The following is a 20373-nucleotide window of genomic DNA, read 5'->3' on the forward strand; positions in this document are numbered from 1 at the left end:
CCCAAATTATTCATATTACAATTCTTAATTTTTTACAGTTGTACTAGTCATATACTTTATTATACCAAACATTTATTTGCATTTAAATTATTAAGTTCAGTTAATGGTAAAAGAATATATTGTGGGGAATTTCCTATTAGGTACATGAAAATAAATAACAAGTCAAAGATGCTGGTATATTTTGTGTCAGACAAGGAAGCAGGTTCCGCCCCTAGTATGACTATCGTCGAGTTCTGTTGACGCAGTATCACGCAAAATAGACTAGCATACTGACTTGTTATTTATTTAAATGTGCCTTAGTCCAATGAAATCATGCTTTCCACATGAATATATGATTAAGGATGTGTCTAAAGATACTATTGCTATTGTTAAAAATAGTAATAAAATTCAAGAAGACTTAACAAAAAACAAAGAAATTTATGTTGCACTCAAAAAAATGAACATTTTTGTAGAATAATTATTTTTTGATACATATAAAATGTTGATTTCCAGGGAGTTGGAATAGACATAGAAAAAGAAGCAATAAAGATGGCTTCTAGAGAGTACTCTAATATAATATGGTGTGTAGCAGACTTAGCTAAGCTGCCTTTTGAAAGTGAAAAATTTGACATAATCACTAATATTTTTTCACCTTCAAATTACTCTCAATTTAATAGGATCCTTAAGAAGGATGGACTTTTAATAAAAGTGATTCCTGGAAGTGATTACCTTAAAGAGCTGCGAACGTTTTTTTATAAAGAAACGGATAAACAAAGTTACTCCAATGAGAAAGTTATAAAGCATTTTGAAACTAATTTTAATAATATTTATCAAGATAATATCACATATAATATAAATTTAAACAAAGATGAATTGAGAGAGTTAATACAAATGACACCACTTTCATGGGGCGCTGATGATAAGAAAATTCAAGATATACTGGATAATGAAATAAATAATTTCACTATTGATTTATGTATAATTATTGGGAAACAAATTGCTGGATAAAAATGAATAAAACAAACATAACATGGTGGTTTATGAGTGGGAAACATAAGTCAAGATGTGAAGAAATTTAGAATATAAGCATAATAATGTAAAATGTACTTATTAGGTAACTATTCACCTGTTTATAATTTAAAATACTGTAAAAATGAAAGTTTTAAATGTTAAAAGTAGCAAACATAAACTTCCAGTTTATGTAACGACCCCTGAGGTACTCCCAGAAAAAGGTTGTAGCGGAGCGAAAAACTTTTTCTGGTTGCTACGCTTCTTGAGATGATTTTTTATTTATATAAAATAATGCTCTTGCGATAAGACCATTTTGCTTTATATTAGTGTTATGTCATAACTTAAGAATATTGTGACATAGAATTAAGATATTGCTGTATATTTTAATTAATAATATTTAAATTTATTGCTTCAATACATATTTTCGTACTATATTCCAATCACCATCAAACTCTTTTAATATTATGCTTGTACAACCTATTTCTAAATGTAATTCATTATCATCCCATCTATCACCTATTCCTACTATGATATTATATTGCTCTTTTAGCTTTTTAGCGATTTCTAATCTTTCATTTTGATTTTCTGATAAATAGACCTCTCCATCTGGAAATCCAGTATAATTAATCCATTTTCTAGTAATATCCCTGTAACATTCAGGTCTTGCTCCAATATATATTATCTTATATTTTTGAGATAACTCTCTTATGCAGTTAATGCTGTTTGGTGTAGGCAAATCATTCAGAATTTCACCTTCACTGTAAAAATCAGTAGTTCCAAATAAATGATGGCGATGTCTTGTATCACATATAGTTCCATCAATGAATATAAGAATAGCATCCATACTTTAACCTCCATACAATAATATTTATTATACTTAGCAAAAATTTACTATTATGTATTAATTATTTTTTATCTTTAAACTTTTGATACAGTTTTCCTAATACATAAATAGAAGGACTAAAAAATCCAACTATCCACATTGCAAAAACGAAATTTCCATTAACCTCACTGCCATCGATACCTAATAGAAGAGCCAATAAAACTCCAACTATTCCTAATAGTACTGATAATCCAATTAACTCCATAATTCTCCCTCCCCTAACTAAAATTAATGAACAATTTTTTATTATTAAACACTAATTCTAATATTAAATTTAATTATCACTCTAATTTTTGATAAGGAAAAATATTTCTCCTATTTACCAAAGTTATATATGCAAAGTCATTAAGATCATGTATTATAATTGCTGTCCATATACTTTTTGATATCAATATACTCGTAGCACAAGTAATACCAAGAAAAAAAGAACCTATCCAAATAAATTTGTTATTCCACGTTCTTATATGTAATAAACTGAGCAGTATTGATGATATAAATACAGCAATTATGGGATTAATTATATGTACTAATGGAATTAACAATATACCTCTATATAATAATTCTTCTGCTGGTAGTTCAATAAAATAAATAAGTATACATGTCTTAATTAATCCCAAATTAATATTCAGTAACCTTTAGTTTTATCCCTTTTGAAATAAATAAATGTATAATTATAAATATTAGTCCTATTGTAAAGGCTAGAATGACTCCTTTATATGTAAGAAACATATATGAAGGCTCTATTATATATATACATATTAGTCCTAAAAATATAAATATTAATCTTTTTATTATATTTATTCTTAAACTCTTAGGTAATAAAAAAATATCAACTAATACTGCAATCAATCCTACCATAAGAAAAAAACACTCCATAAAATGCCCCCCCAAAATAAAGAAATATATTCGGAAACCCCTAGGTCTCCATTTATTTTAATACCGAAGGGTGTCAATTTTAACTTCCCCCCCCAGAATTTTAAACAAAATATCAAAAAAACTTATATTTTTTCCAAAACTACTTGACAAAGTTTGTAAAATTTGCTACCTCTCACTATAAAAACTATTTACAAAATATTGCGAGGTGATTTTTTATGTTAGGTTATTTGCGTAGCCATGATGAATACTAAAATTTTCTGATATTTTCAACATTAATGCTGATCCCTCTGTTCCTTTAAATGCTTTTTTAAATTTATCCTTATCATTAAGCATAACACGTTTTATTTCAACAAATAATCCAGGTAGACTAGAAGACCATTCATCTGAAGGAATAGCGTTCTTATCACTTAAAACAATATACGTTTCTTGAGCAGTAACAATACTTGCATATTGTTCAGCATAAACAGTTTCATCATCTATATTACCAGCAACACCAGCAAAATGTTGTATATTCTTCCTCACTATATAAGCTAATTCTTTTTTATGAGTATTTATCTTATTATGTTGATAAAAATTATAACTGCATGAAAGAATAATAACCCCTCCAACTAAAGCGCAAATAAGTTTCTTATATTTTAAATTCATTACATATTCCCTCTTTCGAATTACTATTTATAATAATCAACCTTAAATTAGACATTTGTAGTTGTATTAGTGCTAAAATCTTTACATCTTTTATACACTCTTCCAATGCTCTATCTTGCTTGAGTAAATCTTCATAAATAATGGCTACTTTTCATATCCCTGAACTTCAAATTTAAAACCTGTATAATCTAATAACGGACAATCTGTACTATAATTCACTCCTTGAAATAGTACAACTATTTTTTATACTCCATTTTATTTTTTCTCTCATTAATTTTATTTTACTAATACTGATTATATATAAAATTATACTAATATTCCTTCTTTTTTATTTCACCATAGTTTACTATTATGTACCACTCTCTATAAACATATTACCATTATATGCTATACTTGTACATATTTTAAACACTACTAACACAATCTAATCCATAAACCCCCTGTATAAAACAACTGGAATATTGAAGTGGTCCTCTTGGGAAGAAGTTCCAATATGGAAACAGTAGATAAAAAAATAAGAGCCTTAACTGATAATTCTCTTAATTATTTCTATTATATTTGGTATTTTTAATTTTACTTAAGCCTTTGGTGATTTTAATAAATTTGATAGAATTCTTTGAGGATATCTATATGAGATTAGAATATTAGGATATTGTAATATGAATGGGATTATTAATAGGAATTATGGTTTGAAGTTGTTGAAATATAGATGATTTTTTTATTTATATAAAGTAATGATCTTGCGATAAGACCATTTTGCTTTATATTAATGTTATGTCATAACTTAAGAAGATAGCAATATAACCCATCTGTTAGTTCATCCTATTGTACAATGTGCCTTTTTAAACTTATCTTTTAAAACTCTTTCTACTTCTCTAATTAAAACTTCTGCATCGTCTGGATATAAATTATCAATAATGTTAGATAAAATTACGGCATCAAAAGATGAAAAATCCACTCAATTGCTTTATCTAGAGCATTGTTTCCAGACTCGACTTTGTTAGAGTTTTAGAAACTTCTTTTGAGAATATATTATTCCACTTATTTAAGCATTTATCATATTTTCCATTCATATTTATTTTTTCCTTAACTTTTAATTGTAGTGCGTCAAAATATAGCTTTTGAAAACTGCATTTCTAAGTCAAATTATAACTATAACTCCAATAACTATCCAGTAATTAAATGCATTTTAAATAATCATATTATTGCTAAATAAAACCTCCTAATGACTTGACATCATTTGGAGGTTATTTTAAGCTTATTATAAAAACTAGAGAAAGGAAAGGGAAGAACCCCAAGCCGTGCAAAGCGAAGGTTCTTCCCTAAAAATAAGAGCGTAAGCTCTTACAACCTATTATTATGATAAGATTATTTTCACAACTATGCAAGTGTTTTAAACAAATTTCTTTTGAAAATGAGATAAATATTTTTGAAGAGTATATGAAAACGGTTAATTCAGAGGCTTTGGTATGTCCATTCTGCGGATCTAAACACGCTCTATCCCTATTTGCCTCTTATAAACGCCATCTTGTGACTTATGATAATAATGAAGTTCACGATAATATAATAACTATCAATAGATATATTTGCCCGTCATGTGGACATACTCATGCTATCCTACCTTCGGTAATTGTGCCCTACATGTCATTTAGCTTTAAATTTACTGTGTCTATTATTCATGATTATCTTGTACATAAATTTACCTCTGTAGAAGCTATGTGTGAACATTACTGTATAGCAATATCTACATTCTATCGAATTTTAAATAAATTCAAAGAGCATAAACAACTATGGCTTGGACTTTTACAAGACAGGCTTATTTCTAACTTAAGTTTTATACAACGTGTTATAAATAGTACCTTTATTGAAATTGAAACCTTTATAACAAACTTTTTTAATAGAAATGGATTATCCTTTTTTCAAGGAACATCATAATTAAGCTATAGCTATATGCTTTTAATTTTATTTTATATATACCACTCAATACGATAATGGATATTATAATTTCTCCATGATAGCATTTTTATAGAGGTGATGTTGAAATGAATAACAAAGAAATGATTGAAATAGCTTCTATTAGACTAGCCCTAATAGCTCCAGCTATAAATAACACTTATACCGAAAGCTCCAAAATTGCTTATTATAGGCGTGTTGCAACTACTCCTGTAAAATTACCTAACGGTAAGTCAGTTTTGTATAGTCCTGGAACACTATCTAATTGGGAATCAGATTATAATAGGTTTGGTTTTGAGGCCCTTCTACCGAAGACGCGTAGCGACATAGGTAAAACCAGAAAATTAAATGATGTAGCCATAGAACAGATATATATTCTAAAAAATACATTTCCTAAAATTAATGCTACTCTTATATATCATAAACTTATCGAAGATGGCTTTATCAATGAAAAAAGCATATCCTTATCTACAGTTCAAAGATTTATAAAAAATAATGATCTTAAATCTGCTAGATGCATAAATATGAAAGATCGAAAAGCCTTTGAAGAAGAGTTTGCAACTGGTATGTACCAAGGTGATACATGTTATGGCCCGTATATTACTGAAAATGGCATACGTAAAAGAACATATCTAATTATGCTAATTGATGACAAATCAAGGCTTATCGTTGGCGGAAGATTTTTTTACAATGATAACTCTTATAATTTTCAAAAGGTACTTAAAGAATCTATTGCTAGATACGGCATACCTAATAAACTTTATTTAGACAACGGTTCTCCTTATAAAAATGAACAATTAAGTCTTATCTGTGGATCCCTTGGAATAGTAGAACTGCACACCATGGTAAGGGATGGAGCATCCAAAGGAAAAGTAGAAAGAAACTTTAGAACATTAAAAAGTAGATGGCTAAACGCTCTAGATACAGAATCTATATCTTCCTTAGCGGAGCTAAACGATGAGCTATTCGCATATATAAACAAGCATAATGTAACAGTACATTCAGCTACATCACAACGTCCTATCGATAGATATAAAAGCGATTTAGCTCATGTTAAAGTAGCTGCTGATAGTGAGTGGTTGGATAATTGCTTTATGAATCGCATACAACGAAGAGTTAATAATGACTCAACAATAAGCATTGATAAAATATCCTATGATGTACCTATGCAATTTATAGGACAAAAAATTGAAATAAGATATTTACCTGATGATATGGATAATGCATATGTATATTATGAAAATGTTAAATACAGTATTAGAAAAACAAATAAGGTTGAAAATGGTAAAACTAAGCGTAAGAATGCATTTACTATAAATTATTCAAAGGATGGTGTTAAAAATGTTTAAACAATTTTATGGTATGACAATGAATCCATTTGAAAAAGGTATAAAAGAAAAAGATGCCTATATGTCAAATGATCTAAAAGAGATGATATCAAGACTTGAGTATCTTAATGAAGCTAGGGGAATCGGCTTATTTACAGCTTCTCCTGGCAGTGGAAAAACCTTTGCCTTAAGATGCTTTACTAAAAAAGTAAACCCTAATTTGACAAAAGTTATATATCTTTGCTTTACTACTGTAACTACTACTGAGTTCTATAGACAATTTTGCATCTCCTTAGGAATTGAACCTTCCTCTCGTAAATCTGATATGTTTAAGAGTATAAAAGATTATATGGAAAGTATGAGTACAGATAAACGTGTGCACTATATATTAGTTTGGGATGAAGCACAATACCTAAACAATGATATTTTAAAGGATTTAAAGCTACTTATGAACTTCTCCATGGATTCAAAGGACTGTTTTTCTTTAGTTTTGATAGGACAACCTGTGTTAAATAATATCTTAGAAAAACAGATACATGAGGCATTAAAGCAAAGAATTATAATAAATTATAATTTTGGAGGACTTTCTGAAGACGAAGCTTTAGAATATATTCATTCCAGATTATCATTATCGGGGGCTTCGCCAGAAATATTCGATAATAACGCTGTTTTAGCTGCATATAGGAGCTGTGCTGGCTCTATAAGATACTTAAATATAATATTAACCAAGGCTTTAATAATAGGTGCGCAGCACGAAAAAAACGTAATCGATACTGATATAATAATGGCTGCCGCCAATGAAATATCATTGCATTAAAATCAAGGAGCGCTAGCTCCTTTTTCTTTTAGGTGCAAAATGATTTTTCATTAAAAATAAAGTGATTTTGTAGAAATAATTTGACGTAAATTGTACAATAATTATAGAAATAAACTGACGTTTAAATTAGGAAGAATTTGACGTTTAACATTTTAATATACAAATTGCTATTTACTGAATTGTTTTACGCCTCTCACATATCATAATATAAGAATATTACAAATGATAATTGTTCATTACTTTTTCAATAATATATAATCATAATAAGCCGATATATATTTTTCTTCATCTATTTTTCTTTGAATTATTCGCTTCTCCTTATAGATAATTTCAAATTTACTAAAGTATTTTTCAATTTCATTATCCTTATAATGGCAATAAAGTGTTGCCTCATTATTATCAGTGTGTATGAACTGCCCTTCACCTACCTGTTCGCCATTACCATATGAATCACATTCTTCACTTAAAAAATTCACATAGCATAGTCCTCCATCTTTTAATACTCGGTAAAACTCCCATAAGGCAAGTAAAAAATCCTCTTTTCTCATATGAACAGATGTATTATATGAAAATAAAAAACTAAAAAATTCATTATTAAACGGAAGTTTCTTCATATCGCCATGTATAATATTTAAATCTACATTATTATTAGCACAGAATATATTTGCCTTTTTTAATTGTTCTTCGGACATTTCAATTCCATAAGTTTTATATCCAAACTCATAAAATAGAGAAAGTGGTGGATTACTTCCACCAGCACCGCAATCAAGAATAATTTTTTCATTGGGGTTGGTATTACAATATTTTAAAAAGTTATATAACGGAAAAGCATATATAAGATTATGCATATTTCATTCTCACTCCTTATATTTGATATCATTGGAATTTAGAACTATTATTTTGAGGTCAACATTACATTTATTCGTAATACTTTACTGTTATGTAACACTCTTCATAAACGCAATACCATTTTTTCCTATAACTGTACATATTTTAAGCGCTACTAACACAACTTAATACATAAAACTCCTATATAAACTAACTGAAATATTGGAGAGGAATCCTTTGCTTTAGATTAATATTATAGCTTAAGAAGGATACACTATCCCTTAAGTTATAATTATGTTAATTTAACTCTACAAATTGGAATTTTACGATCACAGATTTACTCACAAGCAATCTAAAAATAATCGTTTATATCTTTATCCATCCTTTATCCACCCAATGCTTATTATCAACCGATAATATTCTTTCTTTTTTGGCAATAGCCTGATGCATCATTTTAGTGATGGCAAATTTAATCCTTACTTTTATTCCCTTATGTGCTGTATGGGTTTTTTTATATTTTTCAGCAACCTTTTTCGTTTTTCTTATAATAATATTTTTACGCTTATTGGATAGTTCATTCCAAATAACAACCTCAAGTAATCCTATGCCCAACTTTTTAATATCCGAGACGCCAAGCCAAGATAGACTTGTTGCAATGTCATTTTGTGCTCCACCATTAAATATCCCTATAGCATTTGTCAAAATCACAGCTCTTTTGTTAAACATTCTTTCATCAGGTCTATGTACCATCCAATGCACGCACAAATGATCAAGTAAAGTTTTCATCTGCGAAGTAGTTCTTAGTGCATAAACCGGAGACGCAAATATAAGCAAATCAGCATTCAAAATAGCATTCCAGATAGGCATAACATACTCTGCGTGAGGACAGAACTGCTCACCTTTAAAAAAACAATTTTTACATCCACAGCAAAAATGAGGCAAATCCTTTGGTAAATAAAATTCCCATTTATAATAATCAACCTTAAATTTGAATTTGTCTGGAGATTATGCTCATAATCCAATGCAAATATATACTAATTTTAAAGCTTCAAAACAGCCACCATTTCTTCCCCGTCCATTTCGCCGTTTTCGACAAAACCAAAGGAATGATAAAGTGCCTTCGCTCCTACATTATCAGATTCGTAAGAAAGCCAGCAATATTCTGCTTTTCCGCATGGCCAACTTCGCAAATAATCAATTGCTACCTGCATCGCTTTTTTCCCAAAGCCTTGTTTCTGATATGCCTTATCAATCATAAAGCGCCAAATACAATAATTTTCTGCAGCAATGTTAGGTTCATCTTCGTCGCCTATGGTATCATACCCAAACATAATAAAACCAACCAAGGTATTCTCATCGTAGATTCCAAACGGTAGCGCAACAATGCCCGAAGTAATGGCGGTATACGCTTCCAGTATGCTTTCCGTATTCGTAGCTACAAAATCTGATTGTTCGTCCTTTACGGATAATTGGATTATTCTCCAGATATTTTTCGAATCTACTTTCCTTAATTCCATATAGATCCCCTCCCCTGCTCTATGTAAAGTTATATAAATAATCTTTACTTGAAATTACTAATTGCCTGTGGATTATATAAGTAATCTATATTTAACAGCTTTATACTATTCCGTGGTGCTCTTCATAAATATAATACCATCCTTTCCTTTAATTGTACATATTTTGAGCGTTACTACATAACCTAACCCAACTGAAATATTGAAAAGGAGCCCTTTAGGAATTAGGACACGATTAGATGCTACTAATCATTCAATAAAACTATTAGAAAATATGGTCAATGATATATAATTTTATACACTCTTCCAATGATTTATCTTAGATGTTTTTTTACTTATATAAATTTAAAGGGTCTCGTTATGAGACCCCCTTCGCTTTAGATTAATATTATAGATTAAGAAGGATACTCTATACCTTAAGCTATAATTATATAAATTTAATTCTGCAAATTAGAATTTGTCAGCTTTGCGTTATGCTCAAAATGTGAGAACATAGATATTTATTTTGCCTTTATAGGTGTAAGCAAATCAAGCTGAATAAACCTCTCCGCTTTTCCATTATCCGCAAAGTATGAATATGCATTGAGGTGTTCTTCCAAGCAACCGCCCATTCCAAACGGCTCGCGCGCGTCATATTCATATTCGGTGCTATTTTCAACCCATTTGCCAAGAAGCTGCCATTCATGAAAATTGCCCATTTTGATACAATGCGCTGCATACAGGCCACCAACAAACTTCTTCTTTTGAAGAGGTGCTGGCACATCTAACTCTTCGGGTATGGTAACCCAAAATTCATATCCATATGTTTCGTTACCCTTTGGACATGGATTGTTAAATCCAAACATTCTCAAATCGGGTTTCATTTTTTGAAGTTCAATTCTTCTGATAAACTCATCCAAAGATTTACAGGCATTATCTTCTGGGTTTTCACCAAAATAGTGACTTGCTGCAACAGTGCATGGAGGCAAATAAATAATACGCACATTCTTTAAGGTTGATAAAGTTTCATTTGCTTTATTAAGGTCGTCCATTGAACGTTCCTCCTTAAAATTGATTTTAGAAAGGCTGAGAGTTTGAATGACACTCATAATTTCAGCATCATTGAACATGTCGAGCTTGACATTGGTATGTGCCGATGTGTTTAATCGTGTGATGAACATACATAAAATATCTCGTATCGTTTGAAGCGCCGATATCTCATCATCAAGTTCATTCATGCTTTCATGAAATACTTCGACAATTTTCATTTGCTCAGGACACTCTAAAATCAAAGCAATCTTTTTTAGCGGGATACGCAGTTTTCGCAATGTAAGTATCTGTTGCAGACGTCTTACAGCAGACTCGTCATAAACTCGATAAGCGTAACCTTCCATGCGATTGCTGGGCAAAAGCCCAATTTCATCATAATACCGGAGCATTCTTGTCGAAACATTAAAGGTATTAGTTACCTCACTGATTTTCATCAATTTCATTCTCGCCCCTCCTCTCTAAAATCATTGTAATGGACGACACGACGTCAAAGTCAATGGTTTTTTAAAAAATTATATAAATAATCTGCACTTGAAATTACTATTTGATTTTAATAAATTATAATATATTTATCGCTTAAACTTTTCAATAAGTGATACCAAATATTCTGCTATCACTTTTCTATCATTTCTTTTTTCAGTAAAAAAAGAAATACTACCATAACCCTCATCCAATACCATTGCAAATTTCTTGCCCTCATACTCATAATCAAAATGTATCGTCCATATGTTATGTTGTTTTTCTAAAAATTTAATCTTTGAATCTTGAGTAAATAAATCTTCAAGAAAATGTATCTCAATATATTGTTCATATTTATCAAAATATTTCTGTGGTATATATTCTTTCAGATAATACACGATTTCAAAAACATGCCTATTTTTTCATCTAGTTTAATTTTTATCATTTAGAACTCACCTACAAATTACTATTTATAGAATCCCAAATTTAATGAAAGATATTAGTTCTTCAACATTATCAAAATCATCATAATCTCCATTTATTCCTTCTCTATGATATACTACTCCTTTTTTTTCATTTCTCTCTAAACAATCAAGAAGCTCTTCAATTCCATATCTCTTAATAAATAAAGTAAATCCATAAGGCTTTATTTAATAACCCCTTATGACATTCTTCCTTGCATAAATAACAAGCAGTTATATCTTTTTTAATAGAACATTTACGATTTTCACACCATTCTTTATCTGGACATTCACCTGAATTACAACCAGAACATTTTATATTCTCTGAGCACAGACAACAAGCAAGTCCACAACGCGCAATTCCTAATTCTCTTCTGATTTTAACACCCCACTTTCAAATTTACTATTTACATTTTCTCCAATTATAAAAATCTTTTAGGTCTGCTTTTCGTTCCTGTGGTAAGGCTGTTTTCTTAACACCTTGAATTGCACCTTCCAGTGCTAATAGTCTATGAATACACGCAGAAGCATCAATCTCTTGTATTTTCAGCCAAGCCTGTTCTGCGCCAATATCTTTTAATTCATCATAAGTAAATATGCCTACTTTATTCAACTGCCTTTCAACTTCTTTTCCGATATTAGGTAGTTTTGATAATTCTCCCATAGTAAACCTTCCCTTCAAATTACTATTTACTGAATTGTTTTACGCCTCTTTTTATACTGTTATGTATCACTTTTCATAAACATAGTACCATTATTTCCTACAACCGTACATATTTTAATCACTATTAATACAACTTAATTCATAAAACCCCTATATAAACCAACTGTAATATTAGAGAAAGACCCTTTGGAAAAGGCTCCAATATGAAAGGCGGTAGATAAAAATTTAAATGGCCTCATGATGAGAGACCATTTACTTTAAATTAATATTATAGCTTAAGAAGAATATGCTATCCCTTAATATATAATTATGTTACTTCAACTCTGTAAATTGGAATTTAGTAATGTTCTTAGTATGATCATTTTGCATATAAAATAAATTTTTGATTTGGATAGCCAAATTCTTCAATAAGTTCATCTTCAACGAATCCTAATTTTTTATATAACGCTCTAGGAGCAATTCCTTTTTCATCATTTTCTCTAAAAGTAGATACTGTTATATCTTTCGTAATATCAAGCTTGGTAAACATTAAAGATATCATTTGGCAAGCAATACCTCTTCGTCTATACTCTGGATGAACAGCCATACAAGAAAGCATATTATGTTTTACAGAAAAAATTAGTATTCCAATGACCTTACTATTTTCTTTTGCACAAATAGCACTTTGTCTATTTATATTTTTAAACAATGTTTTTTCATATTCTAACATATTTTCTTTTGTTTCAAGTCCGGGGAAATTCCAACTTACAAGCCGCATTAATTCCATCCAAGATAAAAAATCTGAAACTGTAGCAAATCCAACCTCAATCATTTCTATACCTCCAAAGTTAACTTCAACAAATTACTATTTATTGAACCATTGGTAATATTTATATTTCAATATAAGAATGTTACGTATTACTTCGGCTATTGATTATTTTCAAATTCCACATTAGTGGAAGAATTTTTCCACGCATTTCCAAATGTTTCAAATTGATTAGTTGTTCTCTCAATCAAGATAGCCTCATCATCACTTATAGCATAAATATCTTTGTGATAATATTTTGTAAGCCCTTTCAGTTTATTAATATATGCCTTTCGATTTGTTTCATTCTAATACTAAATTTAATTATTACTTTAATTTTTTATAAGGAAAAATATTTCTCCTATTTACCAAAGTAATATATGCAAAATCATTACGACCATGTATTATGATCAATGTCCATATACGGTTTGATTTGAAATATAGATAGTTTCTTATTTATAAAAGTTTAAAAGGTCTCGTGATGAGACCCTTTTGCTTTAGATTAATATTATAGATTAAGAAGGATACGAAGCTATCCCTTAATCTATAATTATGTTACTTTAATCTCATAAATTGAAACTTTATTTTTCTAATTCTATAAACAAATACATCGGTATTTTCTTCAGCCAAGCAACTCTTGATGACATCTGAGATTGTTCTTCTGTTGGTATTGGTTCATTCATATCAATTAGTTTAAAACTATTTTTGACAAATGCTTTTATATAATCTGATAAAGTCCTGTGTCTATACACAATTGGAGCATTCATTCCTTTGATTTCTCCAATCCATTCTTTTGGATTATGATAATCAGAAATAAGCACCTCTATATTTTCGTTATTTAATATCCATTTAGTTTTCTTTCCCTTGAAGCATGGATGCAGCATAGATATGAATACCTTTCCAGTTTGCTTTAAAACACGATGAATTTCCTTCAAGGTTCCATCCAAATCCTCAACATCCATCAACATCATGGAACAGAGCACTATATCATAATAATTGTCCTCAATATCATTTAGTGTATTTGCATTAAGAACATAATGCTCAATCCTTAACCCTTCTTCTTTTGCTTTATTTTTTGCGTACTCAATAAAAACTTCTGAACAGTCAGCAGCCGTAACATTTGCTCCTTTATGTGCTAATGCTCTGGAATAACCACCTTCGCCACATCCCAAATCAAGAATATATTTTCCTTTGACATCCCCCAATAGTTCTAGTGTGTAGGGCATTATGTAATATACTCTGAAATCATTTGTTTGAGCTTTATCAATCCATTCGTCTATATTCACCTGATTCCAACATTCGGTTGAACTGTCTTTTATCATTTTATCCCTCCATTAATTACCAACTTTATTATCCAATCTAAAACTGGAATTTATTTAAAATATTCCTTTATTATATTTGATTTGTGCCTTTATCATCAAAATAAGTCCACCTACATAGTAGATTATGCTCATAACCTTGTTATACATTAAATGGTCAAAGCTGTATCAAATATAGATTGCAAGCCTTCAGAAATAGTTTTTTTCATTGGGTATAGTAAGTAATTTAAATCGTGGTCATGATTTTCAAAAATGTGGATATGTAAATTACTCTTTTCTACTTCCTTGAATTTGTTATTAATGTCTAAAACATCTTCCACTGGTATACATGCATCATCTGTCCCATGAAAAATATGGATAGGGATATTTAATTGTGATAGAACTTCCTTTGTTGCTGGTAATTTAAAATGTTCTTTGCACCATGCAGAAGTAATTCTAACTGGGTAGTTATTCTTTAACCATTTATCGTCACCAGATTCTATTGCTCTAAACATTTTATTTTTATATTTTTGCAGCTTAATTTCAAAATCTTTTCGGTCTATAATCCCATCATGATTTACATCATAACACCAAAACCAGGCATTTTTTAAATATGTTTTACGAACCTTATATCTATCTTCTTTAAAATTAGCTTTTGTTATATATCCTTTATTATCATAATCAAACCATTTACACATGTTTACCATAGAGCTACCACCTGTTAACTGCCATTCTAATGTTGTTCTCAAATTTTCATTTGCATAACCTGCTAATAACAATCCATCAATATGTACTTTCGCATTTGATACTACTAACGGTGCAATCTCTGAGCCTTCACTAAATCCAAATAAAATTACTTTTGCATTTTTAAACTGTTCCTGATTTTCCAAATACTTTACAATAAACTCAATATCTGCAATAGATGTAGAAGGAAGATATGTCTTATATTTTTCCTCATCAATATCAACATACATGGGAGGATTTTGAGATATAGAACATCCTCTTGTATTCCAACGGCAAAAAGCAATATTATTTTTGCAAAATTCATTTGCAAATAAATCAAAATAATTAAATTGTAATTCTCCTATTTTTCTATGATTATCATAAGTGTTTGGACCAGTGCCATGTACAAAAATAACAAGTCTTTCAATATATTTTTCATTTGGAATACTTAACTTAATGTTTAATGGGTATCCATCAAAAGATTTCAAAGTAAATATTAATGATTCCATAAATTCATATTCCCCTTTCAGAATCATATAAATAATCTTTATTTCACAATAGTAGATTACGTCTTAAATAACCCTTTCATTCTTAGCTTTTAATATAGTTATTTAATAAATTCATTTTTTGCGTTTGTATATTAGCCTCTATCATTAGTATATTTTATGAATAATTCCTTCTTCAATCTTGAATATTCCTCAACTGCTTTCTTATTTAACCTAAGATAGTCACGAAAATATATATGATTTTTCCATAGCTCTCCATTGACCCTTTTGCTTTATATTAGTGTTATGTCATAACTTAAAAAGATAGTGAACTTCAAATTATGCTTATACTACGAGGTTATGGCTTTCTTGCCAAATACAAAACTATTGTATCGTAAAGCTTTATATTATTACCAAAACTTAAAATAGCGTCCTTGATGCCTGCGTAAAATTTTGATTTATACGGTTCCTGCAGAGTTATATGACAAGCATGTGTACTTATCCATGAAACATACTCATCAGCGTTAAATTCTCTTGTTTTATGATAATGACGGCATTCAATATCAGTAAAGCCATATTTTTCAGTATTGTTGTAATTTAAATTGCATGTATATTCTGCTTTTGGATGAAAATATTCAGAGTATATTTCCTGTATCTTCGAATATAATGGCTCATTAGCACTTTTTTCATCTGTTCGAGTTAACATCATCGCAAATGTTCCATTGCTTTTTAATATATCATAAACTTTTGGAAAGCCCATTTCCTCCGGTATCCACTGGATTGTTGCCGCTGAATAAACCAAATCAAATTGATGATACCCAAAATCATATGTTTCAAAATCAGCATTTACAATTTTAAAATTATCATATGAACTAAATTTATTCTTTGTATACTTTGCAAGATTTTCGCCAAGTTCAATAGCCAAATACGAACAATCTGTTTTCAATATCGGTTCAGTAGCCTGGCCTGTTCCGGGACCAATTTCAAGAGCTGTTTTGCCAGAATCGAGCTTTGAGTATTCTATAACATCGGCGAAAAGTTCATCACAATAACGGGTTCTCCATTTATCAAATTTTTCAGGAATGCTGTCAAAAACCTTCCTAAAATCCATAATAATACCTCCCCCTTGTATAAATAATGGTAATTCACATTTTTTTACTATTATGTAACACTCTTTATGAATACAATACCATTATTTCCCATAATTGTACATATTTAAGCACTGCTAACACAATCTAATTTATAAAACACTATATAAATCAACTGTAATATTGAAAATGGAGCCTTTGGAGATATTTATATATTAATCTAACTCTACAAATTTGTCATTTGAAGCTACTTATAATTTTGCTTTAGTAATTATAGTCTTTGCAACTTCTGAAACAGACAAATTAGTTATATCTAATTTAGGATAAGTTACACTGTCAAAAGCTTTTCGAGATTCATTCAAAGTTCTTTTAATACGATTAGCACTCCTGTTATCAGCATTCATTCTATTGATATTTTCCTCTTCACTACACCAAAGTAAAAAAGGAATAAAGTCATGTTCATTTTTGGAAATTTCTAATAGAATCCTTTGAAACACTTCTCTTCTTCGTCCATGAAAACCATATGAAAAAACAACAGTATTAACAACAGGACATTGTAAATAATTGATAAGTAAATCGCTAATATTCTTTGCGATTGTAGGTATGGTGTCATCATTTAAAACAAACGGATTCATGACCCTACATGGATCAGAATCAACATAAGCTGAATTTGGCAATTGTTTAATAATTTCTTTGCAAATAGTAGTTTTTCCTATTCCATTTGGACCACATAAAAACAAAATGTTTTTCATTACAACACCTTCTTAAATTACTATTCCACCATTAAAAATACATTCATATATCTTTTTCCCATCATAAAGAATTTCCTCATATCCCTGATAGAATTCGAAACTTCCTTCTGTTTTACAGTGATATGTATACCCTCCATTTTGATATAATGCTGGTCCTCTATATGGTGAATCATATGGTGCATTTGACAGAGCATCTCTTAAAAAGTCTCCATTGAAATGCTCTCCTATAACTCTTCCATAGTAATTCATACACCAATATGGTTCATTCTTTATCCATACTGCCTCTTCACCACCAAAACATTCTCCACCAATATAAGTATCATAATAATAGAATTCCCCCTCTTTATACTCCAAATCATGTGAAGCAATCCTACTTGCTTTTGTTTCTTTTCCATGACCTGCATATGTTCCTTTCTTAGCCCTGAGAAGAAACTGAATCAATTGGCTCTTGTCTGGATTCTCTTTATTCTTTACATGTAAATCACAATTTTCAGCTTCCTTAACTAAACGATCTAATGAAATTTTAAAATAGTCACTTAGCTGAATCAATCTTTCTAAATCAGGATAAGCTGTTCCATTTTCCCATTTTCCTACTGCCTGCCTAGAAACGTTTAATATTACCGCCAGTTCCTCTTGTGAAAGACTATTTTTTTTTCGTAACATCTGTATATTTTCTGCAATACTCATCGCCAACACCTCCTAAAATAATGATATATATAAATCAGGTATATTACTACCAACTTACAATATGCAATTATGCTACCAGTGGTTGCATACATTCTACAAATTCCTATTTACTGAATTGTTTTACGACTCTCATATATCACAATCTATAGCTTATAATCAATTCAACATTCCCATATAATTTAAGCTTGTACACTCTTAGATTTTCTCTTCATTGAAAACAATGTGAAAATTATAACCATAATATATCCTAGTACTGCAACTATTGATGACTCTACTCCAAATTTTCCTCCCGTTAAAATAAATGATTTTGATAATAATTTATATGAAAAAATAGCACATACCACTATATTTACTATATGTGCAGCATCCATACTATTTTTTACTAATTCACCTGAAGTACACAATAATACTGTTGAAACTACAACAGGTAATAGAATTGCACATATAATCCAACGAATTTGAATTTTAGGCTTGTTAATATGACATTCTTTTAAAGAAATATATAATATCTTATTACAACATAATTTAATGAAATTATATGAAATTACAACATAAGATACTCCGAATATACCTGCTTTCACTCCATCAGGCAATGGTAATGTATATGCAAGACTGCTTATTCCCTGTGCCAATACTAGTATTAAAATTCCTAAAAATATAGCCAATATTGCCTTTCTTGTAGTAAAAATTTCTTTATCCATATATATTTTCCTTTCTGATTAATATATAAAATTTTGCCTTAAAATATTACATGTTTTATTATGTACTTTCTTATATATTCTGTAGTACTATTTATAAATATAATACCATTTTTTCTATAAATGTACATGTTTTGAGCACTGCTAATACAACTAATCCATAAAACCATTATATAAGCCAACTAGCATATTGGAGAAGGCCCCTTTGGCAGAGTCTCCAATATGGATGGCAACTTGATAATATCCTTTTTTCAATATTTATATATGGCTTATAATCTTGGATATTGTAATAGGAATAAGATTATTGGTTTGAGTTTATAAAAATTTAAAAGGGGCTGTCGCATCAAGAATAAATACTACAATACATTGTGCTAGATTTTAATTTTTAGTACAATATATTGTATGTAAATTCTTTAATGTAACAGCCCCTTTTAGTTTACATTAGTGTTATGTAATAACTTAAAAAAGTTTGCCCTAACTTTGATTTATAACTATTTAAACCTTTTGTTGCTTTTTTATTTTACCATGTCCACTCTTTTGCAAAAGGCTGTACCTTTCCCCATTTGATTATTCCATCATATTCTACAATTATTTATCACTATTCATAACCATAATACCATTAAGCTAAAATTATATTACTTCAAGACTACAAATTGGAAATTTATATATAAGTTTCAATTTCTTTTAATAACCCTAATACATAGTTTTTGGATATTTCTGATGCTTTTTCGCAATTTTTTTCAAAATTATCGATTCCATTATGTGTTACTGTATCAGTAATCGTTCGAATAGCGATAAATGGTATATGATTTACATAACATACATGAGCAATACTTGCTGTTTCCATATCAATGGATAATGGATCATATTTAGCATTAATGATTTCTCTCATATTGTCCTCAATAAACTTTTCCCCTGTAACCATTTTTCCAAAGTGTACAGTATAATCAGATTTTTTGTATCGAATTGATTTCCTTGACAACTCAAGTAATAGGCTATCAGAATCAAAGTAAATTGATGACATCCATGGATGGAACTCTGTCAATATATTATCATGAACATCATGATGTGCCACTTGGGTAGAGATTATGGTATCAAAAATATTAACCTTGTTGTCCATCCCACCTGCTGTTCCTGCATTTACAATAGCATTCACATTATAAGTATCAATTAATATTTGAGTGGCTATTGCAGCATTTACTTTACAAACTCCGCTAAATAGAGCAACAACAGATACTCCATCTATTGTTCCCTCATAAATTTTTAGCATAGCCTTTTCTGAAATACTACAATTATGTATATGAGTTAAAAATGGCTCTATCTCTCTATCTCCTGCACATATTATACCTATCTTCCATCTCATGGTAATTCCTCCCCAAATTTTAAATAACTTTTAATACTAAAACACAGA

General features: G+C 29.7%; 25 protein-coding genes and 1 pseudogene. 5 read left to right on the plus strand and 21 right to left on the minus strand.

Going from position 1 to position 20373, the window contains the following annotated elements; all coding sequences use genetic code 11:
* Window positions 1–304: 304 nt before the first annotated feature.
* Together CC89_RS20190 and CC89_RS00290 are read left to right on the plus strand one after the other, a co-directional pair.
* Window positions 305–457, plus strand: coding sequence for a hypothetical protein (locus tag CC89_RS20190; protein WP_185750623.1), 153 nt, complete (start codon window positions 305–307; stop codon window positions 455–457).
* A gap of 44 nt (window positions 458–501) precedes the next feature.
* Window positions 502–987 (plus strand): methyltransferase domain-containing protein, encoded by a 486-nt coding sequence (locus CC89_RS00290; RefSeq protein WP_286161279.1) that lies wholly within the window; start codon window positions 502–504, stop codon window positions 985–987.
* A gap of 406 nt (window positions 988–1393) precedes the next feature.
* Here CC89_RS00290 and CC89_RS00295 read toward each other — a convergent pair whose 3' ends face one another.
* The 6 genes from CC89_RS00295 to CC89_RS20195 all read right to left on the minus strand — a co-directional run bounded on the left by CC89_RS00295 (window position 1394) and on the right by CC89_RS20195 (window position 4352).
* Window positions 1394–1834, minus strand: a complete 441-nt coding sequence (locus tag CC89_RS00295) for an LNS2 domain-containing protein (protein WP_035287791.1) — start codon at window positions 1832–1834, stop codon at window positions 1394–1396.
* Window positions 1835–1895: 61 nt separating this feature from the next.
* The gene (locus CC89_RS00300; protein WP_035287793.1) at window positions 1896–2078 is read right to left on the minus strand and encodes a hypothetical protein; all 183 of its coding nucleotides are present in this window, start codon (window positions 2076–2078) and stop codon (window positions 1896–1898) included.
* A gap of 76 nt (window positions 2079–2154) precedes the next feature.
* Complete coding sequence (locus tag CC89_RS21355) at window positions 2155–2490, minus strand: CPBP family intramembrane glutamic endopeptidase (protein WP_035287795.1); 336 nt, start codon at window positions 2488–2490, stop codon at window positions 2155–2157.
* Between the two features lies 1 nt (window position 2491).
* On the minus strand, window positions 2492–2749 hold the full coding sequence (locus CC89_RS00310; RefSeq protein ID WP_035287797.1) for a hypothetical protein: 258 nt from the start codon (window positions 2747–2749) through the stop codon (window positions 2492–2494).
* A gap of 213 nt (window positions 2750–2962) precedes the next feature.
* Entirely contained in the window at window positions 2963–3394 is a 432-nt protein-coding gene (locus CC89_RS00315) for a hypothetical protein (RefSeq protein ID WP_035287799.1), read from the minus strand.
* A gap of 817 nt (window positions 3395–4211) precedes the next feature.
* Window positions 4212–4352, minus strand: coding sequence for a class I SAM-dependent methyltransferase (locus CC89_RS20195; RefSeq protein ID WP_185750624.1), 141 nt, complete (start codon window positions 4350–4352; stop codon window positions 4212–4214).
* Window positions 4353–4753: 401 nt separating this feature from the next.
* On the opposite strand from CC89_RS20195, the gene CC89_RS00320 reads away from it, so the two are divergent.
* The 3 genes from CC89_RS00320 to CC89_RS00330 all read left to right on the plus strand — a co-directional run bounded on the left by CC89_RS00320 (window position 4754) and on the right by CC89_RS00330 (window position 7492).
* Complete coding sequence (locus CC89_RS00320; protein WP_035287802.1) at window positions 4754–5329, plus strand: DUF6431 domain-containing protein; 576 nt, start codon at window positions 4754–4756, stop codon at window positions 5327–5329.
* A 107-nt stretch (window positions 5330–5436) separates the two neighbouring features.
* Window positions 5437–6696 carry a DDE-type integrase/transposase/recombinase gene (locus tag CC89_RS00325; protein ID WP_035287805.1) on the plus strand — a complete coding sequence of 420 codons (1260 nt, stop codon included), beginning with the start codon at window positions 5437–5439 and terminating at the stop codon, window positions 6694–6696.
* Window positions 6689–7492: an ExeA family protein gene (locus CC89_RS00330; RefSeq protein ID WP_035287808.1), complete on the plus strand. Its 804-nt coding sequence runs from the start codon at window positions 6689–6691 to the stop codon at window positions 7490–7492. Before CC89_RS00325 ends, CC89_RS00330 begins: the two co-directional genes overlap by 8 nt.
* Window positions 7493–7728: 236 nt before the next feature.
* On the opposite strand, the gene CC89_RS00335 is transcribed toward CC89_RS00330, so the two are convergent.
* The 15 genes and pseudogenes from CC89_RS00335 to mtnN form a co-directional block, all read right to left on the minus strand.
* Window positions 7729–8340 (minus strand): class I SAM-dependent methyltransferase, encoded by a 612-nt coding sequence (locus CC89_RS00335; protein WP_035287810.1) that lies wholly within the window; start codon window positions 8338–8340, stop codon window positions 7729–7731.
* Between the two features lie 346 nt (window positions 8341–8686).
* Window positions 8687–9262, minus strand: coding sequence for a flavodoxin family protein (locus CC89_RS00345; RefSeq protein ID WP_286161262.1), 576 nt, complete (start codon window positions 9260–9262; stop codon window positions 8687–8689).
* Window positions 9263–9360: 98 nt separating this feature from the next.
* A complete protein-coding gene (locus CC89_RS00350) occupies window positions 9361–9837 on the minus strand; it encodes a GNAT family N-acetyltransferase (RefSeq protein ID WP_035287812.1) in 477 nt (158 codons plus the stop codon).
* Between the two features lie 497 nt (window positions 9838–10334).
* Window positions 10335–11306, minus strand: a complete 972-nt coding sequence (locus CC89_RS00355) for a MerR family transcriptional regulator (protein WP_035287813.1) — start codon at window positions 11304–11306, stop codon at window positions 10335–10337.
* A 126-nt stretch (window positions 11307–11432) separates the two neighbouring features.
* Complete coding sequence (locus tag CC89_RS00360) at window positions 11433–11720, minus strand: hypothetical protein (RefSeq protein WP_035287816.1); 288 nt, start codon at window positions 11718–11720, stop codon at window positions 11433–11435.
* A 466-nt stretch (window positions 11721–12186) separates the two neighbouring features.
* The gene (locus CC89_RS00365) at window positions 12187–12447 is read right to left on the minus strand and encodes a TfoX/Sxy family protein (protein ID WP_035287820.1); all 261 of its coding nucleotides are present in this window, start codon (window positions 12445–12447) and stop codon (window positions 12187–12189) included.
* Window positions 12448–12805: 358 nt separating this feature from the next.
* Complete coding sequence (locus CC89_RS00370; protein WP_035287823.1) at window positions 12806–13258, minus strand: GNAT family N-acetyltransferase; 453 nt, start codon at window positions 13256–13258, stop codon at window positions 12806–12808.
* Window positions 13259–13812: 554 nt separating this feature from the next.
* Window positions 13813–14553: a class I SAM-dependent methyltransferase gene (locus CC89_RS00375; RefSeq protein WP_035287826.1), complete on the minus strand. Its 741-nt coding sequence runs from the start codon at window positions 14551–14553 to the stop codon at window positions 13813–13815.
* A 146-nt stretch (window positions 14554–14699) separates the two neighbouring features.
* Complete coding sequence (locus CC89_RS00380) at window positions 14700–15761, minus strand: alpha/beta hydrolase (RefSeq protein ID WP_035287829.1); 1062 nt, start codon at window positions 15759–15761, stop codon at window positions 14700–14702.
* Window positions 15762–15892: 131 nt separating this feature from the next.
* Window positions 15893–16000: pseudogene (locus CC89_RS21360) on the minus strand (GrpB family protein); the annotation flags it as partial.
* A 95-nt stretch (window positions 16001–16095) separates the two neighbouring features.
* A complete protein-coding gene (locus tag CC89_RS00385) occupies window positions 16096–16848 on the minus strand; it encodes a methyltransferase domain-containing protein (RefSeq protein ID WP_035287831.1) in 753 nt (250 codons plus the stop codon).
* 228 nt (window positions 16849–17076) lie between these two features.
* Window positions 17077–17577 carry an ATP-binding protein gene (locus CC89_RS00390; protein ID WP_035287832.1) on the minus strand — a complete coding sequence of 167 codons (501 nt, stop codon included), beginning with the start codon at window positions 17575–17577 and terminating at the stop codon, window positions 17077–17079.
* Window positions 17578–17589: 12 nt separating this feature from the next.
* The gene (locus CC89_RS00395; RefSeq protein WP_035287834.1) at window positions 17590–18264 is read right to left on the minus strand and encodes a DUF5680 domain-containing protein; all 675 of its coding nucleotides are present in this window, start codon (window positions 18262–18264) and stop codon (window positions 17590–17592) included.
* 179 nt (window positions 18265–18443) lie between these two features.
* On the minus strand, window positions 18444–18965 hold the full coding sequence (locus CC89_RS00400) for a hypothetical protein (protein WP_035287836.1): 522 nt from the start codon (window positions 18963–18965) through the stop codon (window positions 18444–18446).
* 658 nt (window positions 18966–19623) lie between these two features.
* Window positions 19624–20325 (minus strand): 5'-methylthioadenosine/S-adenosylhomocysteine nucleosidase, encoded by a 702-nt coding sequence (gene mtnN, locus CC89_RS00405; protein WP_035287838.1) that lies wholly within the window; start codon window positions 20323–20325, stop codon window positions 19624–19626.
* Between the last annotated feature and the right edge of the window lie 48 nt (window positions 20326–20373).

Origin of the sequence: Clostridium sp. KNHs214 (genome assembly GCF_000744935.1) — a bacterium.
Taxonomy (GTDB): Bacteria; Bacillota; Clostridia; order Clostridiales; family Clostridiaceae; genus Haloimpatiens.

Excerpts from the sequence above, each read along its gene's own strand:
- CC89_RS20190 (WP_185750623.1), top strand. The coding sequence starts at position 305 with ATGAAATCATGCTTTCCACATGAATATATGATTAAGGATGTGTCTAAA.
- CC89_RS00295 (WP_035287791.1), bottom strand. The coding sequence starts at position 1,834 with ATGGATGCTATTCTTATATTCATTGATGGAACTATATGTGATACAAGA.
- CC89_RS00300 (WP_035287793.1), bottom strand. The coding sequence starts at position 2,078 with ATGGAGTTAATTGGATTATCAGTACTATTAGGAATAGTTGGAGTTTTA.
- CC89_RS00310 (WP_035287797.1), bottom strand. The coding sequence starts at position 2,749 with ATGGAGTGTTTTTTTCTTATGGTAGGATTGATTGCAGTATTAGTTGAT.
- CC89_RS00315 (WP_035287799.1), bottom strand. The coding sequence starts at position 3,394 with ATGAATTTAAAATATAAGAAACTTATTTGCGCTTTAGTTGGAGGGGTT.
- CC89_RS00320 (WP_035287802.1), top strand. The coding sequence starts at position 4,754 with ATGATAAGATTATTTTCACAACTATGCAAGTGTTTTAAACAAATTTCT.
- CC89_RS00325 (WP_035287805.1), top strand. The coding sequence starts at position 5,437 with ATGAATAACAAAGAAATGATTGAAATAGCTTCTATTAGACTAGCCCTA.
- CC89_RS00330 (WP_035287808.1), top strand. The coding sequence starts at position 6,689 with ATGTTTAAACAATTTTATGGTATGACAATGAATCCATTTGAAAAAGGT.
- CC89_RS00335 (WP_035287810.1), bottom strand. The coding sequence starts at position 8,340 with ATGCATAATCTTATATATGCTTTTCCGTTATATAACTTTTTAAAATAT.
- CC89_RS00350 (WP_035287812.1), bottom strand. The coding sequence starts at position 9,837 with ATGGAATTAAGGAAAGTAGATTCGAAAAATATCTGGAGAATAATCCAA.
- CC89_RS00355 (WP_035287813.1), bottom strand. The coding sequence starts at position 11,306 with ATGAAATTGATGAAAATCAGTGAGGTAACTAATACCTTTAATGTTTCG.
- CC89_RS00365 (WP_035287820.1), bottom strand. The coding sequence starts at position 12,447 with ATGGGAGAATTATCAAAACTACCTAATATCGGAAAAGAAGTTGAAAGG.
- CC89_RS00370 (WP_035287823.1), bottom strand. The coding sequence starts at position 13,258 with ATGATTGAGGTTGGATTTGCTACAGTTTCAGATTTTTTATCTTGGATG.
- CC89_RS00375 (WP_035287826.1), bottom strand. The coding sequence starts at position 14,553 with ATGATAAAAGACAGTTCAACCGAATGTTGGAATCAGGTGAATATAGAC.
- CC89_RS00380 (WP_035287829.1), bottom strand. The coding sequence starts at position 15,761 with ATGGAATCATTAATATTTACTTTGAAATCTTTTGATGGATACCCATTA.
- CC89_RS00385 (WP_035287831.1), bottom strand. The coding sequence starts at position 16,848 with ATGGATTTTAGGAAGGTTTTTGACAGCATTCCTGAAAAATTTGATAAA.
- CC89_RS00390 (WP_035287832.1), bottom strand. The coding sequence starts at position 17,577 with ATGAAAAACATTTTGTTTTTATGTGGTCCAAATGGAATAGGAAAAACT.
- CC89_RS00395 (WP_035287834.1), bottom strand. The coding sequence starts at position 18,264 with ATGAGTATTGCAGAAAATATACAGATGTTACGAAAAAAAAATAGTCTT.
- CC89_RS00400 (WP_035287836.1), bottom strand. The coding sequence starts at position 18,965 with ATGGATAAAGAAATTTTTACTACAAGAAAGGCAATATTGGCTATATTT.
- mtnN (WP_035287838.1), bottom strand. The coding sequence starts at position 20,325 with ATGAGATGGAAGATAGGTATAATATGTGCAGGAGATAGAGAGATAGAG.